Raw genomic sequence first — 15,053 nt, forward strand, 5'->3', positions numbered from 1 at the left:
GGATGGGTCCATGGGGAGCCGGCCAGCGGCCGGCACTACCCACATCCGGATGGGTCCATGAGGAGCCGGCCAGCGGCCGGCACTACCCACATCCGGATGGGTCCATGGGGAGCCGGCCAGCGGCCGGCACTACCCATATCCGGCGGGAATCATGCGGAGCCGGCATCCCGAAACGGAAAAGGCCGGCATTCGCCGGCCTTTTCCTTCACCACGCCAGGGCGTGGATCATTCCGATTCCCACCACATCCAGAAGCTGTCCCACAGGCGCTTGAAGAAGCCGGCCTGCTCGACGGCGGCCACGGCCACCAGCGGTGCCTCGGCGATGACCTTGCCATCCAGGGTGACCTTCACGGTACCGATCTGCTGGCCGGCGGTGAACGGTGCTTCCAGGGTCTTGGGCACGTCGATGCTCGGCTTCAGGTCGTTGTAGCGGCCGCGCGGCACGCTGACCAGCATCGGCTGGGCCACGCCCAGCTGCACCTTGTCGGTGGTGCCCTTCCAGACCTTGTGCTCGGCCACGGCCTTGCCCGGCTCGTAGAGGCGGTGGGTCTCGAAGAAGCGGAAGCCCCAGTTCAGCAGGGCCAGGCTGTCATCGGCACGCTGCTTCTCCGACGCACCGCCCAGCACCACTGCGATCAGGCGCTGGTCGCCACGCTGGGCCGAGCTCATCAGGCAGTAGCCCGCCTCGGAGGTGTGGCCGGTCTTGATGCCGTCCACGCTGCCATCGCGCCACAGCAGCAGGTTGCGGTTCGGCTGCTTGATGTTGCCGACCTGGAATTCCTTGATCTTGTTGTACGCGTAGGTTTCCGGGTAATCGCGGACCATCGCGCGGCCCAGCAGCGCCAGATCGTAGGCGGTGCTGTGGTGGCCCTGCGCGGTCAGGCCATGGGCGTTGACGAAGTGCGAGTCCTTCATGCCGATCTTGGCGGCGTAGCTGTTCATCAGCGAGGCAAAGGCCTCTTCGCTGCCAGCCACATGTTCGGCCAGGGCGATCGCGGCATCATTGCCGGACTGGATTGCCATGCCCTTTTCCATGTCTTCCAGGCGCGCGGTCTGGTTGACCGGGAAGCCGCTGTAGCTCCCATCGGTGCCAGCGCCGCCCTCGCGCCAGGCGCGCTCGCTCATCATCACCTGGTCATCCGCACGGACCTTGCCGTTCTTGACCTCGGCGGCGATCACGTACGACGTCATCACCTTGGTGATGCTGGCCGGGGCCAGCTGCTCGTGGATGTTTTCACCAGCCAGCACCTGGCCGGTGGCGTAATCCATCAGCACCCAGGCCTTGGACACGCTTGGCGCCGGGGCCGGCGGAGTGGCGACGGTGGCCGGGGCGGCGGCGGACGCCGGCGTGGCCGGAGTCGGCAGCGGCGTCTGGGCGGAAGCCAGGCCCACCACCAGGGTGGCGGCCAGGGCGGTGGCGGCGGAACGGAAATTCATTGGACAGCAGGCTCCAGGGGACGGCCGGGAATGGAGGGTGGAACGTAACGGCCATTGTAAGGCCGGGGGAGCATGGGCCGGCAGCACCGGCCCGGGCGGATCAGTCCTTGACGATCTGCGGCGAACCCAGGCCCAGACCGGCGATGCGCCCGACAAGTTCCGCCGCACTGGCATGGTCGCTTGCCGGAACACGCAGGCGGAACAGGGTGCGGCCACCGGCGGCGATGTCGCTGATGGTCGCGCCGACGATGCCGGCGGCACTGAGCTGGCCCATCGCGCGGTTGGCGTTGTCGCGGTTGGAGAAGCTGGCGACCTGCACCATCACCGCGCCGACCATCTGCTGCGACAGGCTCGGCGCCGCCGCGGCGGCACGCACCGGTGCCGGTGCCACCGCGCGCGGGGCCGTGCTGGCGACAACCGCCGGAGCCGGCGCGGAGTTGCGCACCACCGGCGCGCTTGGCGGCAGGCTGCTGACCGCCACATCCGGCGCGGTGCTGGCCACGCCCCGGGTGGTGGCCGGCTGGCCGCGGGCCGGGGCGCCATCGGTCGGCAAGCGGTTGACCAGGCGATCGATATCACTGTCGGTGGAAGCACGTGGCGCCGGCGCCGGGCGCGCACTGGCCACCGCGGTGGCGGCAGCCGCTTCAGCCGCACGACGCTCGCGACGCGACGGCTTCTGCGCCATCAGGTTGCTCTCGCCCGGTTGCAGCGCGCGCACCTCGACATTGCCGGTACCGCGTTGGGTGATGCCCAGGCGCACGGCGGCGGCATAACTGAGATCGACCACGCGGCCGTCATGGAACGGGCCACGATCGTTGACACGCACGATCACCGACTCGCCGTTGTCCAGGTTGGTCACGCGGGCGAAGCTGGGCAGCGGCAGCGTCTTGTGCGCGGCAGTGAACTGGTACATGTCGTAGACCTCGCGGTTGGAGGTCAGGCGGCCATGGAACTTGGCCCCGTAGTACGACGCGGTGCCGCGCTCGACGTAGTCATGGGTGTCGTCGAGCACCTTGTACGACTTGCCCAGCACCACGTACGGCGACTTGTTGCCGATGGCCGAACGTTCCTCGGCGGTCACTTCCGGCTCGGGGATGCAGGCCACATTGGGAATGTAGTCGGGCGTGCTGTCACGCACGCCTGGTTTGTACAGGCCACCAGCGGTGTAATTGCCGCGGGTGCTGAGGTCTTCCTTGGCCGCTGCATACGGCGAACCTTCCGGGCAGTGCGCCGGTCGCGAACCACGGCCCTGCACCAGCGTGCCGCTGGACTTGCCACCGTGGCCGGCCGTGGCCGGCTTCTTCGGCGCGCTGCTGCAGGCCGCCAGCGCGAAGACGATCAAGCTCGGGACCAGCCATCTGATGTTCATGCCGGGGGCAGCTCCTGTCCGGCGATGGCCTGGGACAGCTGGAACACGGCCATCGCGTACATCTTCGAGAGGTTGTAGCGGGTGATCGCGTAGTAGTTCTGGAAGCCCAGCCAGTACTGCTTGCCGGTGCTGCCTTCCAGGGTGATCGGGGTGGCGGTGGCGCCCGGCTGCACCGGCGTGCTCGGCTGGTAGCCGCGCTGTGCGAGGTCGGCCAGCGACCAGGTGGGCATCCATTCGGTCGGGTTGAACTCCTCGCGGCCCGTGGCCAGCGTGGCCGGTACCGCAACCTGGCCACCACGCACCCAGCCCCCCTTCTTCACGAAGTAGTTGGCGATGGAGGAGAACACGTCGTCGTAGCTGTTGAACAGGTCGCGTCGACCATCACCGTTGCCGTCCACCGCGTAATCGAGGTAACTGGACGGCATGAACTGGCCCATGCCCATCGCACCGGCATAACTGCCCTTGAGCGTGGTGATGTCCAGTTTCTCTTCGCGGCCCAGCTCGAACAGCTTGGCCAGCTCATCGCGGAAGAACAGTTCGCGGCGCACTTCGCGTTCGAGCTTGGCCGGGTCGCCGCTGCGTGGGTAGTAGAACGCCAGCGTGTACAGCGCATCGAGCACGCGATGGCTGCCGGCATTCTTTCCGTAACTGGTTTCCACGCCGATGATCGCCACGATCACTTCGGCCGGCACGCCGGTGCGCTGCTGCACGCGATCCAGTTCGGCACGGTGTTCGGCCAGGAACGCGCGGCCGCCATCAATGCGTGCCTTGCTGATGAACATCGGCCGGTATTCGTTCCACGGCTTGACCCGCTCGGCCGGGCGCGACATCGCGGCGATGATCGGCTGGCGCACCTGCGCCTGGTCGAGCACGCTGCTGATCTGCTCCGGCTTCAGGCCATAGCGCTTGGCGGTATCGGCAATGAAGCGGGCCCGCGCGACCTCGAATGGCACCGGGGTGAGATCGACCGGCGGCGCGGTAGCCGCAGTTGCTTCGGGTGCAGCCTCGGCCGGCCCATGGGCCCTGGTGGCGGGCTGGCGCGGCGTACTGCTGGCCTGGGGTGAAGACGGTGGGGACTTCGGCTGGGTCGCGCAGGCGACCAGGCCGAGGGTGAGCATGCAGGCCAGAGTGCGTCGAATCATCGTCGCAGGTTAGCAGGTCATGGATGAATTAAAACCCCTAACACCATGAATCACAACGATTTGCCCGTGTTCAGCGGGAAATGTGAAGGCGTCGTGATCGTGCTTCCCCATTCAGATAGAGGTGGCCGGTTGCGTCCCCATCCCCGCAGACGCAACCGGCGACCGGATCCGGTCGATACCTGCGCGGCTGCCGCTCCCCAGTGGCAGTGCCCCGCGCTCCTTGTATCCGTTGGATCAGTACTGCTTCCCGCCCGGCGCCCCCTCGCGCTGCAACGATAGACGGCGCGCCGTGCCGAACGGGCCGCCATTGTGCAGGCCGATTACGACAAGTCCATTGATCAAGATCAACGCGGCGTAAAAATGTGAACCAGCTAACGTTTTTTGCGGACTTTGGTCGGCGAGTGTGCTGTCCTGCATCGTCGTGAGAACGCTTCCACAGCGAGCGTTGCGCAGAGTCAGGAAGTTTCCAGCCAACGGCGCAGCCCCTCGTGGGTCGCCGCGAAAAGCAGATGCGGCTCACGCCCCTGCGCAGCCCATCTACCCGGCCACGGACAGGTTCCGTGCGCGTCTACCCACGGAGAAGAAAGAGAAGATCAAAAGCAAAAGCGGCTTGGCGGGTCGCTTCATTGTCTTGTGTGGAGCCGAACCATGCTCGGCTCACAAGCAAGCGCAGCGCCGCGACCCGCTTTTGCTTTTCTCTTTTTTCTCCGTGGGTGGCAGACCGCCAAAATCTGTCAGAGGGCGGTCGGGTTGGGTACGTGGGGGTGTCAGCCGCATGGATGCGGCTGTCAAGCCTCCAGGGACGGATTCACGGCGTCCCCCGCGTACCCAACCCGACCGGCCCACCCGCGGCTTCTGCTTTCCGCGACCACCCAGACACCACCCACGAGGGGCTGCGCCGTTGGCTGGAAACCCTATCCCCCGTGCACGGGCCGGTGCCCGCGCACCGCCATCACCAGCCCGATACCCGCCAGCAGCGACACCGCCGAGGTGCCGCCATAGCTGATCAACGGCATCGGAATGCCCACCACCGGCAGCAGGCCGGAAATCATCCCGCCGTTCACCAGTACGTACACGAAGAACGCCAAGCCCAGGCTGCCGGCCAGCAACCGTGCGTGCGTGTCGCGGGCGTGCACCGCGATCCACAGGCAGCGGCCGACCACGAACAGGTACAGCGCAAACACGGTGGCCACGCCGATCCAGCCGAATTCTTCGGCCAGCACCGAGAACGCGAAGTCGGTGGTGTACTCAGGCAGGAAGTCCAGCGTGGCCTGGGTGCCCTGCCCCCAGCCGCGCCCGTCCCAGCCGCCGGAGCCGATCGCGATGCGCGACTGCAGGATGTTCCAACCGGTGCCAAGCGGATCCGCCGACGGATCAAGGAAGGTCAGCACGCGATCCTTCTGGTACTGCCGCAGCAGGCCGAACCAGGCCAGCGGCGCGGCAACGGCAAGGCCCGTCGCGCCAGTTGCCACCCAGCCCCAGTGCAATCCGGCCAACAGCAGCGCGAACACGCCGCTGGCGGTAACCAGCGTGGCGGTGCCCAGGTTGGGCTGCATCAGGATCAGCACGGCGGGTACACCGATCAGCACGGTGGTGGTCAGTACGGTGCGCGGCGACGGTGGCAGCGGTTGCCGATGCAGGTACCAGGCCATCATCAGCGGCAGGCTGAGCTTGAGCAGTTCGGACGGCTGCAGGTAGAACACGCCGAGATTGAGCCAGCGCTGCCCGTACTTGCCTGTACCGATCACATACACCGCCATCAGCGGCAGCATCGACAGCGCATAGATTGCCGGCGTCCACGCGCGCAGCCGCAGCAGCGAAACGCGGGACAGCAGCCACATCGACGCCAGGCCACCGGCAAAACGCGCCGCCTGCCCAGCCACCGGACCGGACACGCTGTGCAGCACCGCCAGGCCCGCGCCCATCAGGATCAGCAACGCGATCAGCAACGGCAGATCGATCGTGCGCGCCACCTCACGGCAGCCGCCAAGCAGTCGTTTCCATTCCACGCGGGCACGGTAGCAATACGTGCTTGCGTGAAGCTGTCAGGGTGCGCGTGCGCTTGTAGAGTCAAGCCGTGCTCGACTCTACAGAACAGCGGATGCAATCGAGCAGATGGAAGCGCAACGAAGCGCGCGACCGGTGCTAGCCGTAGCCGCCGTGCACCGGGTTGTGACTGCGCACGGCCATCACCAGGCCGAAGCCGGCCAGCAGTGACACCGCCGAGGTACCGCCGTAGCTGATCAGCGGCATCGGCACGCCCACCACCGGCAGCAGGCCGGAAATCATCCCGCCGTTCACCAGCACATAGACGAAGAACGCCAGGCCGGTAGCGCCGGCCAACAGGCGCGAATAGGAATCGCGCGACTGGCTGGCGATCCACAGGCAACGCCCGATCACCACCAGGTACAGGGTCAGCACCAGGGCCACACCCATCCAGCCGAATTCCTCGCTCAGCACCGAGAACGCGAAGTCGGTGGTCTGTTCGGGAATGAAGTTCAGGTGCGACTGCGAGCCCTCGCCCCAGCCCTTGCCATCGAAGCCGCCGGAGCCGATCGCGATCTTCGACTGGATGATGTTCCAGCCGGCCCCCAGTGCATCCATCTCCGGGTCCAGGAACATCATGATGCGGTCCTTCTGGTACGGCCGCAGTAGCCAGAACCAGGCCACCGGCGCGACCGCAGCCACGCCGCCCACGCCCAGCCCGACCCACCACCACGGCAGGCCTGCCAGCAGCAGTACGAACACGCCGCTGGCGGCGATCAGCACGCCGGTACCGAAGTCGGGCTGCAACATCACCAGGCCGGTCGGCACGCCGATGATGATCAAGGCCACCAGCACGGTGTTGAAGCGCGGCGGCAGCGGCATCTTGTGCAGGTACCAGGCCACCATCATCGGCAGGCTGACCTTCAGCAGCTCGGCCGGCTGCAGGTAGAAGAACTTCAGGTCCAGCCACTGCCGGCCGTACTTGCCGGTGCCGAGCACGAACACCGCCAGCAGCGGAATCATGGAGATCGCATAGATCATCGGCGTGGCCGAGCGGATGCGCAGGATCGGCACCCGCGAGATGCCCCACAGTGCAGCCATGCCCACCGCGAAACGCGCGCCCTGGGCCATCACCAGGCCGTCGCCACCGGCACTCTTCAAGGTGGCCAGGCCGATCACCATCAGCGCGCCCAAGGCCAGGCACAACACCCAGTCCAGCGTGCTGAAGAAGCGGCGCAGCATGTCGCCGGCCCAGCGCAGGAACACTTTCATCGTGCGGGCTCCGCAACCGTCGGGCGTGGCGTGGCCGGCAGTGCGGCAGCGGCCGGCGTGCCCGGCTGCGGCGCAGGGGCCGGTTCGGGGGCGGGGGCTCCCACCTGCACCGGGTGTTCGCCCAGCTGCGCGGCCGTCAGATCACCGGCCTGGCGTGCGCCGGCGTCTTCGTTGTCGAACGCGGTGGCACCGATGGCGGTGGTACCACGCTCGCTGTCCAGCGGCTGCATGCCCTCGGGCATCTTGCCCAGCAGGTAGGCATCGAACACCTTGCGGGCGATCGGCGCAGCAGCCGAACCACCATAGCCACCGCCTTCCACCGCCACCGCGATCGCGATCACCGGGTTTTCGACCGGCGCGAAGCCGACGAACAGCGCGCGGTGGCGCAGGTGCATCGGCAGGCTCTTCGGGTTCACCGCTGCGGTGCCCTTGCGGCTGATGACCTGCGCGGTACCGGTCTTGCCGGCCATCACGTACGGCGCACCGACCGCCACGCGCCAGCCGCTGCCGCCCGGCCGCATGGTCGCCATCATGCCCTCGCGCACCGCCTGCACGTTGTTGGGGTTGGGGCTGACCGGCTTGCTCTCGCCGGGCGGCGTCGCGGTCCAGTCGCTGTCGAAGCCGTCGCGCTGCTGGATCACCAGGTGCGGGGTGCGCAGCTGCCCGTCGGCCAGCGCGCTGACGCCGCGCGCCAACTGCAGCGGGGTGACCTTCCAGTCGCCCTGGCCGATGCTGATGTTGACCGTATCGCCGGGGTACCAGGCTTCCTTGCGGGTCTTCCGCTTGTAGGCCGGCGACGGCAGGATGCCGCCGATTTCGCCGGTGAGGTCGATACCGGTCGGCTGGCCGAAGCCGTAGTACTCCATGTAATGGTCGAAGCGCTCGATGCCCAGGTCCAGCGCCAGCTTGTAGTAGTAGGTGTTGACCGACTCGGCGATGGACTTGCGCAGATCGGTCCAGCCATGGCCGCCACGATGCGCATCACCCCAGCCACGGCTGGTGCCGGGCAGGTAGAACATGCCGGTGGACAGCACCTTGTCTTCCGGGCGGCGCACGCCCGAGTCCAGGCCGGCCAGCCCGATCAGCGGCTTCAGCGTGGAACCGGGAGCGACACCGCCGAGCACCAGGCGGTTGAACTGCGGCCGCGACGGGTTCTCGTTCAGCGCCTTGAAGTCGGCATGGGAAATGCCGTTGACGAACAGGTTGGGGTCGTAGGACGGCAGGCTGACCATCGCCAGCACCTCGCCGGTACGCGGGTCCATCGCCACTGCCGAGCCTTCCTGGTCGCCGAAGGCGGCCACCATGGCACGCTGCAGGTCCGCGTCGATCGACAGCCGCAGGTCGGCGCCGGACTGCGCGGCCACCCGGCCGATGGTGCGGATGGCACGGCCCTGCACGTTGGTTTCGACCTGCTCGTAGCCGACCTTGCCGCGCAACTGCTGCTCGTAATAGCGCTCCAGGCCGGACTTGCCGATGTGGGTCAGCGCGGCATTGCCTTCGCCGAGGATCTCCAGATCCTTGTCGTCGACGCGGCCGACATAGCCGATGATGTGCGCGAACAGGTCACCGTACGGATAACGCCGGGTCAGGTAGGGCTCAAGCTCGACGCCGGGGAAGCGCCAACGGTCGACGGCGAAGCGCGCCATCTCCTCGTCGCTCATGCGCAGCTTCAGCGTGACCGGCAGGAACTTGCGGCGCGCCTTGCGCGACTTGTTGAACGCTTCCAGCTCTTCCGGGCTGATGCTGATGATCTTCGCCAGCCCTTCCAGGGTGGCGTCCATGTCCTTGACCTTGTCCGGGGTCACGTCCAGGCGGAACGCTGGCACGTTCTCGGCCAGCAGGCGACCGTTGCGGTCGTAGATCATGCCGCGCCCGGGCACCACCGGCCGCGGCTTGATGCGGTTGGCTTCCGAGCGCGTGGCGTAGACGTCGTGATCCAGCACCTGCAGCTTGAAGTACCAGCCGCCCAGGCCCAGCAGGCAGACCAGCACGCCCAGGAAACCCAGCGCCGCACGGCGGCGGAACTGTTCGGCTTCGGCGTGCGGGTTCTTGACCTGGCGGCGCGGGATCATGGCTCAGCGCCCGCGCTTGCCGAAGCGCACTGCGTCCAGCAGCACGAACACCAGCGGCCACAGGCCCATGCCCAACAGCGGCGCCCACCAGTACGACCACGGCAGGGTCGGCTCGCCCACCAGGATGTGGACCAGCGCGCTGACGATGCGGTCGTTGAACAACAGGCCACCGATGGCCAGCATCTGCTGCGACATCGGGAAGAAGCGGATGCGGGCGCGGAAACGCTGCAGGATGAAGGCCAGCATCACCAGCCGCAGCGCCTGTTCGCCGAGCACGCCGCCGTACAGCAGGTCGGCGACCACGCCGCTGGCGAAAGCGATGCCCAGGCCGACGCGCTCGGGCGTCTCGATCACCCAGTACGCCAGTACCAGCGCCAGCCAGTACGGGCGCAGCGGCTGCAGCAGCGCCGGCAACGGCAGCAGGCCCAGCAGCAGGGCTACGACCAGGCTGGCCGGCAATACCCACGGGTTGTCGCGCAGGCGGCTCATCGCTGGGCCTCCGGCGTGGTCGGTTGCCGGCCAGCGGCCGGCACTACCGGGGAGCTGACCGGAGCTGGCGTCGTTGTCGCTGGCGCGGCTCCCGCTGGCACGGTGGCGCCGGTGGCCGGGCCACCCGGAGTGGTTTCTTCCAGCTGCAGGCGCAGTTCCGGCGGAATGCGGATCGCCGCACCGGGGCGCAGCAGCAGCACATCACGGCCACGATCCAGCTGGGCGGCTGGCTTCAGTTCGCCGACCAGGAAGGCATGGGTGTCGTCCGGGCGCAGGCCGGTGATGGTGCCGACCGGGAAGCCGGCCGGGAAGCGGCCACCGAGGCCGGAGGTGACGATCTCATCGCCCACTTCCACACCGGCGCTGAGCGGGATGTCGCGCAGCTCCAGCGTGTCGCCGCGACCGTAGACGATCAGGCGTACGCCGTTGCGGGCCACGGTGACCGGCACCGCGTGGTCGGGGTCGGTCAGCAGCAGCACGGTGGAGGTACCGCCGGTGACGCTGATCACCTGCCCCATCAGGCCACCGGCATCGATCACCGCCTGCCCGACATGCACGCCTTCGCGGCTGCCGGCGTCGAGCACCAGGCGCTGCTTCACCGGGTCCAGGTCGATATCCAGGATCGGCGCCAGCTGCACGTCCAGGCCACTGCGCTCGGCCACGTTCAGCAGTTCGCGCAGCTGGGCGTTGTCCAGCGCGGCGGTCTGCAGGCGGGTCAGGCGCGCGTTGGCCAGCAGCAGCTGGTTGCGCAGTTCACGGTTCTCGGTGACCAGCTGGGTGTGGCTGGCCGCGGAATCCTTGACCTGGTTGCCGAGCTTGCCGGGCAGACCCGCCAGTGCCCACACAGGCTGCACCAGGCTGTTGGCCTGCTCGCGCAGGCGCGCCAGCCAACCCGCCTGATCGTCAAGGACGATCAGTGTGATGGCCAATGCAAGATAGGCCAGCAACCGCAGGGGGCTGGCGGCATCACCGGATCGGGAGGCAACGGGAGGACCGGCGTAGGGCGGCACGGCAACGATTCAACTGGCAGAAGGCGGAAGGGAAACACGCGGACGCCCCGCCGGTGCCGGCCCGCCATCGCGGCGGGCCGCACCCCGGAAGGGCGCGGCGGGCAGGAACGGCCGGGACGGCTTATTCCGGCGCAAAGAACTCGTTGCCGTGCATGTCCACCAGTTCCAGCGCACGACCGCCACCGCGGGCCACGCAGGTCAGCGGATCGTCGGCCACCTGCACGTGCAGGCCGGTTTCTTCGGAGATCAGGCGGTCCAGGTCACGCAGCAGGGCGCCGCCGCCGGTCAGCACGATGCCGCGCTCGGCAACGTCGGCACACAGTTCCGGCGGGGTCTGCTCCAGCGCCAGCTTGACCGCGCTGACGATGCCCGACAGCGGTTCGTGCAGGGCTTCAAGCACCTCGTTGGAGCTGATCTTGATCATCTTCGGCACGCCCTCGGCGAGGTTGCGGCCGGAGATCTCCAGCTCCTGCACCTCGGCCTGCGGGTAGGCACAACCCAGCTCGACCTTGATGCGCTCGGCGGTGGCTTCACCGATCAGCATGCCGTGGTTGCGGCGCACGTAGTTGGTGATGGATTCGTCGAAGCGGTCGCCGCCGATGCGGACCGAGGCCGAATAGACGATGCCGTTGAGCGAGATCACCGCCACTTCGGTGGTACCGCCGCCGATGTCGATGACCATCGAGCCACGGGCTTCGGTGACCGGCATGCCGGCGCCGATCGCGGCAGCCATCGGCTCTTCGATCAGGTACACGTCACGGGCACCGGCTTCCTCGGCCGATTCCTTGATCGCGCGGCGCTCGACCTGGGTCGAACCGGCCGGCACGCAGACCAGCACGCGCGGGCTCGGGCGCAGCACGCGCGACTTGTGCACCTTCTTGATGAAGTGCTTGAGCATCGCCTCGGTGTAGGTGAAGTCGGCGATGACGCCGTCCTTCATCGGGCGGATGGTGGTGATGTGGCCCGGGGTACGGCCGAGCATCTGCTTGGCCTCGGCGCCAACGGCTGCCACCGAGCGGGTGCCACCGATGGCACGGTCCTGGCGCACGGCCACGACCGACGGCTCGTTCAGCACGATCCCCTGCCCGCGCACGTAGATGAGGGTGTTGGCCGTGCCCAGGTCGATGGACAGGTCGTTGGAGAACATGCCACGGAGTTTCTTGAACATCTGAGGAAGGAGTCCTGAGGGGTGTCGTGCCCGCCGCGGGATGGCGAAAAAATGGGCAGAAATCGAGGCCGACAAGCCTAGCAACCCGCCTGCCGCCGAGCAAGGAAAAAACTAGCTGAACCCGCGTCTTCACAGGCTTTCGGCCTGATCGGGCATCACCCGGTTCTGGCCCTGAGCGGCACCAGCGGGTAACCTTTGCGCCGTCGGGCGCCCAAGGGCGCCGTTTGCTTGCCCGCTGAACCGGGCCGGCCCACCCCAAAATTCACCGCATAGGCTTACATCGATGTCCGCTCTGATCTGTGGTTCTCTTGCCTTCGACACCATCATGGTGTTCCCGGACCAGTTCAAGAATCACATCCTGCCGGACAAGGTGCACATCCTGAACGTGTCCTTCCTCGTGCCGCGCATGCGCCGCGAGTTCGGCGGCTGCGCCGGCAACATCGCCTACAACCTGCACCTGCTGGGCGGCCAGCCGATCCCGATGGGCACCGTGGGTTCGGACTTCGGCCCGTACCGCGAATACTTCGAAGGCCTGGGCATCGACCTGTCGCGCGTGCGCGTGATCGACGAGCTGTTCACCCCCCAGGCGTTCATCACCACCGACCACGACAACAACCAGATCACCGCCTTCCACCCGGGCGCGATGATGCGCTCCTACGAGAACCATGTGCGCGGCGTGCCGGGCGTGACCCTGGGCCTGGTCGGCCCGGACGGCCGCGAAGGCATGATCCAGAACGCGCAGGAGTTCCACGAGGACGGCATTCCTTTCATCTTCGACCCGGGCCAGGCCATGCCGCTGTTCAACGGCCCCGAGCTGCGCGCCTTCATCGATCAGGCCGACTACGTGGTGGTCAACGACTACGAGTCGAACCTGCTGCAGGAGCGCACCGGCTGGGACGAGAAGGAGATCGTCAGCCGGGTCAAGGCCTACATCACCACCCGTGGCCCGAAGGGTGCGGTCATCCACACCCCGGAAAAGAGCTACGACATCCCGCCGGCGCACGAGCGCCGCGTGGTCGATCCGACCGGCTGTGGCGACGCCTTCCGCGCCGGCCTGATCTACGGCATCCAGAAGGGCTACGACTGGCTGACCATCGGCCGCATGGGCAACCTGATGGGCGCGCTGAAGGTCGAGCACCCGGGCACGCAGAACCAGCGCTTCACCTTCGATGAGTTCAACGAGCAGTTCAAGCAGCAGTTCGGTTACGCGCTGGGCGCGTAAGCCGAACTGCCCGCGCATTCCACCTTGTCCCCGCGCCTTCGGCGCGCCCTCTTGAACAACAAGGGGGCTTTCCACCCGATGCGCTGCTGGGAATGCTGTTGGTAGGTGTCGACCTTGGTCGACACTGCCGGCCAGCGGCCGGCACTACCCCTTCTGCCAGGCCGCCAACCTGGCCACCGGTGTTCTGGTAGGTGTCGACCTTGGTCGACACTGCCGGCCAGCGGCCGGCACTACCCCTTCTGCCCGGCCGCCAGCCTGGCCACGGGTGTTCTGGTAGGTGCCGACCTTGGTCGACACTGCCGGCCAGCGGCCGGCACTACCCCTTCTGCTGCCAGGCTGCCAACCTGGCCACGGGTGTTCTGGTAGGTGTCGACCTTGGTCGACACTGCCGGCCAGCGGCCGGCACTACCCCTTCTGCCAGGCCGCCAGCCTGGCCACGGGTGTTCTGGTAGGTGTCGACCTTGGTCGACACTACCGGCCAGCGGCCGGCACTACCCCTTTTGCTGCCAGGCCGCCAGCAAGGCGCGGCAATCGGCGAAATGCCAGTCGGCCCGGCCCGGCCATGGGTTCTCCGGCAGGTTGACCAGCACGGTGTGGGCGCCCGCGGCGCGACCGCACTCCAGGTCGTAGGCGTGGTCACCGACCATCACCGCGTGCGCGGCCCCGATGCCCCAGCGACGAAGATGCTGCTGCAGGCCATCCGGCGAGGGCTTGGGCACCGCTTCATCGCGGCCGATGATGTCGGCGTCGTCGAACAACGCCCCGACCCCGATCGCCTCCAGCGTCAGCTTCGCCAGCGCATGGTCGTTGCGGGTCAGGATGCCCAGTCGGCAACCCGCCGCCGCCAGCGCGCGCAGCAGCTTCACCGCCCCCGGCGCTGGCAGCGCGTCCTCGGCCAGGGCGCGCTCGTGATCCAGCAGCCACGCGCGCTTGGCCTGCGCCGGTGCGTCGGGCAATGCCGCGATATGGTCGAGGATGTCTTCCTCCGCGGCGATCTCCAGCGCGCGGCGGATCGCGGCGAAGTCATGCACGGCCACCGTCAGTGTGCCGTCCATGTCGAACACCCAGTGCCGGATCGCGGACAACGCGTGCACTGCGCTGCCCGTCGCAACCCTCACTGCCACCATTGCGGCATGCGGCTGGCGTCGACACCGCCGGTTTCGAACACGGCCGTGCGCGTGCCACCGGCCTTGACCGGGAACTCGATGCTGATCGACTTGCCCTTGCGCGCCAGCTTCCACAGTGCCTTCTGATCGGTGATGAACAGGGCGATGGCTTCATCGGTCTTCGGGCGCCAGGCCGCCATTGGTACCGGCTTGCCGTCATCCACGGTCACTTTCACCGTGCATTGCGGGCAACGGAAATCACCGGCCTGCAGCACCAGGTAGGCATGCCGCTTCCACTCCGGATGATCGCGGAACACCAGCTGCACCGGTTTGGCGCCGCTGCCATCCACGTCCACCCGTTCCTTGCTGTAGATCTGCGCCGAGACCTGGTTGCCCTTGCTGCCCACCGGAATCTGGTTGTACTGCCATAGCCCCTGCATGCGGCGCAGGTCGCGCGCGGCGTCGCCCTTGGCCTTGACCTCGTCGAAGCCTGCGGCGATGCGCTCGGCGGCGGCGGTGTCCTTGTACTGGTCCAGCAGCGAGGCACCATGCAGGCGCGCGCGTTCCCAGTCCTGCGCGGCCACGGCCATGTCGTACTGCTTGGCCACGTCTTCGGCCTTGGCCTCCTTCTGCGCCTGCGCGGCGGCCGCAGCGGCTTCCTGCGCCTTGCGTTCCTCTTCCGGGTTGCTGCAGGCGGCCAGGGCCAGGGTGCAGGCGGTGAGCAGGATCAGTCGTTTCATGGCGGAGGTCCTATGCGAGTGCATCCCGATTCTATCGGCA

12 protein-coding genes are annotated in these 15,053 nt (G+C 67.6%); 1 reads left to right on the forward strand and 11 read right to left on the reverse strand.

Annotation, left to right across the window (positions count from 1 at the left end; genetic code table 11):
• Window positions 1-225: 225 nt before the first annotated feature.
• From AC5P68_RS14535 to AC5P68_RS14575, 9 genes are all read right to left on the reverse strand, one after another.
• Window positions 226-1,437 (reverse strand): D-alanyl-D-alanine carboxypeptidase family protein, encoded by a 1,212-nt coding sequence (locus AC5P68_RS14535; protein WP_049452934.1) that lies wholly within the window; start codon window positions 1,435-1,437, stop codon window positions 226-228.
• 100 nt (window positions 1,438-1,537) lie between these two features.
• Entirely contained in the window at window positions 1,538-2,806 is a 1,269-nt protein-coding gene (locus tag AC5P68_RS14540) for a septal ring lytic transglycosylase RlpA family protein (protein ID WP_033834548.1), read from the reverse strand.
• Window positions 2,803-3,948 (reverse strand): lytic murein transglycosylase B, encoded by a 1,146-nt coding sequence (gene mltB / locus AC5P68_RS14545; RefSeq protein WP_033834549.1) that lies wholly within the window; start codon window positions 3,946-3,948, stop codon window positions 2,803-2,805. The genes AC5P68_RS14540 and mltB overlap by 4 nt, the downstream gene beginning before the upstream one ends.
• 914 nt (window positions 3,949-4,862) lie before the next feature.
• Window positions 4,863-5,957 (reverse strand): rod shape-determining protein RodA, encoded by a 1,095-nt coding sequence (gene rodA, locus AC5P68_RS14550; RefSeq protein ID WP_033834551.1) that lies wholly within the window; start codon window positions 5,955-5,957, stop codon window positions 4,863-4,865.
• Window positions 5,958-6,093: 136 nt separating this feature from the next.
• A complete protein-coding gene (gene rodA / locus AC5P68_RS14555) occupies window positions 6,094-7,206 on the reverse strand; it encodes a rod shape-determining protein RodA (protein ID WP_005411073.1) in 1,113 nt (370 codons plus the stop codon).
• Window positions 7,203-9,278 (reverse strand): penicillin-binding protein 2, encoded by a 2,076-nt coding sequence (mrdA, locus tag AC5P68_RS14560; RefSeq protein WP_033834552.1) that lies wholly within the window; start codon window positions 9,276-9,278, stop codon window positions 7,203-7,205. Before mrdA ends, rodA (AC5P68_RS14555) begins: the two co-directional genes overlap by 4 nt.
• A 3-nt stretch (window positions 9,279-9,281) precedes the next feature.
• On the reverse strand, window positions 9,282-9,767 hold the full coding sequence (gene mreD / locus AC5P68_RS14565; RefSeq protein WP_005411075.1) for a rod shape-determining protein MreD: 486 nt from the start codon (window positions 9,765-9,767) through the stop codon (window positions 9,282-9,284).
• Window positions 9,764-10,777, reverse strand: coding sequence for a rod shape-determining protein MreC (gene mreC, locus AC5P68_RS14570; RefSeq protein WP_080240897.1), 1,014 nt, complete (start codon window positions 10,775-10,777; stop codon window positions 9,764-9,766). Before mreC ends, mreD begins: the two co-directional genes overlap by 4 nt.
• 121 nt (window positions 10,778-10,898) lie before the next feature.
• The gene (locus AC5P68_RS14575; RefSeq protein WP_005411077.1) at window positions 10,899-11,945 is read right to left on the reverse strand and encodes a rod shape-determining protein; all 1,047 of its coding nucleotides are present in this window, start codon (window positions 11,943-11,945) and stop codon (window positions 10,899-10,901) included.
• Between the two features lie 283 nt (window positions 11,946-12,228).
• Between AC5P68_RS14575 and AC5P68_RS14580 the strand changes: the two genes are divergently transcribed.
• Window positions 12,229-13,167: a carbohydrate kinase family protein gene (locus AC5P68_RS14580; protein WP_005411078.1), complete on the forward strand. Its 939-nt coding sequence runs from the start codon at window positions 12,229-12,231 to the stop codon at window positions 13,165-13,167.
• A gap of 491 nt (window positions 13,168-13,658) precedes the next feature.
• Here AC5P68_RS14580 and AC5P68_RS14585 read toward each other — a convergent pair whose 3' ends face one another.
• Window positions 13,659-14,294 carry an HAD family hydrolase gene (locus AC5P68_RS14585; RefSeq protein ID WP_099484352.1) on the reverse strand — a complete coding sequence of 212 codons (636 nt, stop codon included), beginning with the start codon at window positions 14,292-14,294 and terminating at the stop codon, window positions 13,659-13,661.
• Entirely contained in the window at window positions 14,282-15,013 is a 732-nt protein-coding gene (locus AC5P68_RS14590) for a hypothetical protein (RefSeq protein ID WP_005411080.1), read from the reverse strand. The genes AC5P68_RS14585 and AC5P68_RS14590 overlap by 13 nt, the downstream gene beginning before the upstream one ends.
• Window positions 15,014-15,053: the final 40 nt, after the last annotated feature.

This window comes from Stenotrophomonas sp. YJH_SMC_58 (assembly GCF_059369635.1).

What these genes read in the sequence shown, in the direction of transcription:
- AC5P68_RS14540 (WP_033834548.1), bottom strand. Translation starts at nt 2,806, where the DNA reads ATGAACATCAGATGGCTGGTCCCGAGCTTGATCGTCTTCGCGCTGGCG.
- AC5P68_RS14575 (WP_005411077.1), bottom strand. Translation starts at nt 11,945, where the DNA reads ATGTTCAAGAAACTCCGTGGCATGTTCTCCAACGACCTGTCCATCGAC.
- mrdA (WP_033834552.1), bottom strand. Translation starts at nt 9,278, where the DNA reads ATGATCCCGCGCCGCCAGGTCAAGAACCCGCACGCCGAAGCCGAACAG.
- AC5P68_RS14585 (WP_099484352.1), bottom strand. Translation starts at nt 14,294, where the DNA reads ATGGTGGCAGTGAGGGTTGCGACGGGCAGCGCAGTGCACGCGTTGTCC.
- AC5P68_RS14535 (WP_049452934.1), bottom strand. Translation starts at nt 1,437, where the DNA reads ATGAATTTCCGTTCCGCCGCCACCGCCCTGGCCGCCACCCTGGTGGTG.
- rodA (WP_005411073.1), bottom strand. Translation starts at nt 7,206, where the DNA reads ATGAAAGTGTTCCTGCGCTGGGCCGGCGACATGCTGCGCCGCTTCTTC.
- mltB (WP_033834549.1), bottom strand. Translation starts at nt 3,948, where the DNA reads ATGATTCGACGCACTCTGGCCTGCATGCTCACCCTCGGCCTGGTCGCC.
- AC5P68_RS14580 (WP_005411078.1), top strand. Translation starts at nt 12,229, where the DNA reads ATGTCCGCTCTGATCTGTGGTTCTCTTGCCTTCGACACCATCATGGTG.
- AC5P68_RS14590 (WP_005411080.1), bottom strand. Translation starts at nt 15,013, where the DNA reads ATGAAACGACTGATCCTGCTCACCGCCTGCACCCTGGCCCTGGCCGCC.
- mreD (WP_005411075.1), bottom strand. Translation starts at nt 9,767, where the DNA reads ATGAGCCGCCTGCGCGACAACCCGTGGGTATTGCCGGCCAGCCTGGTC.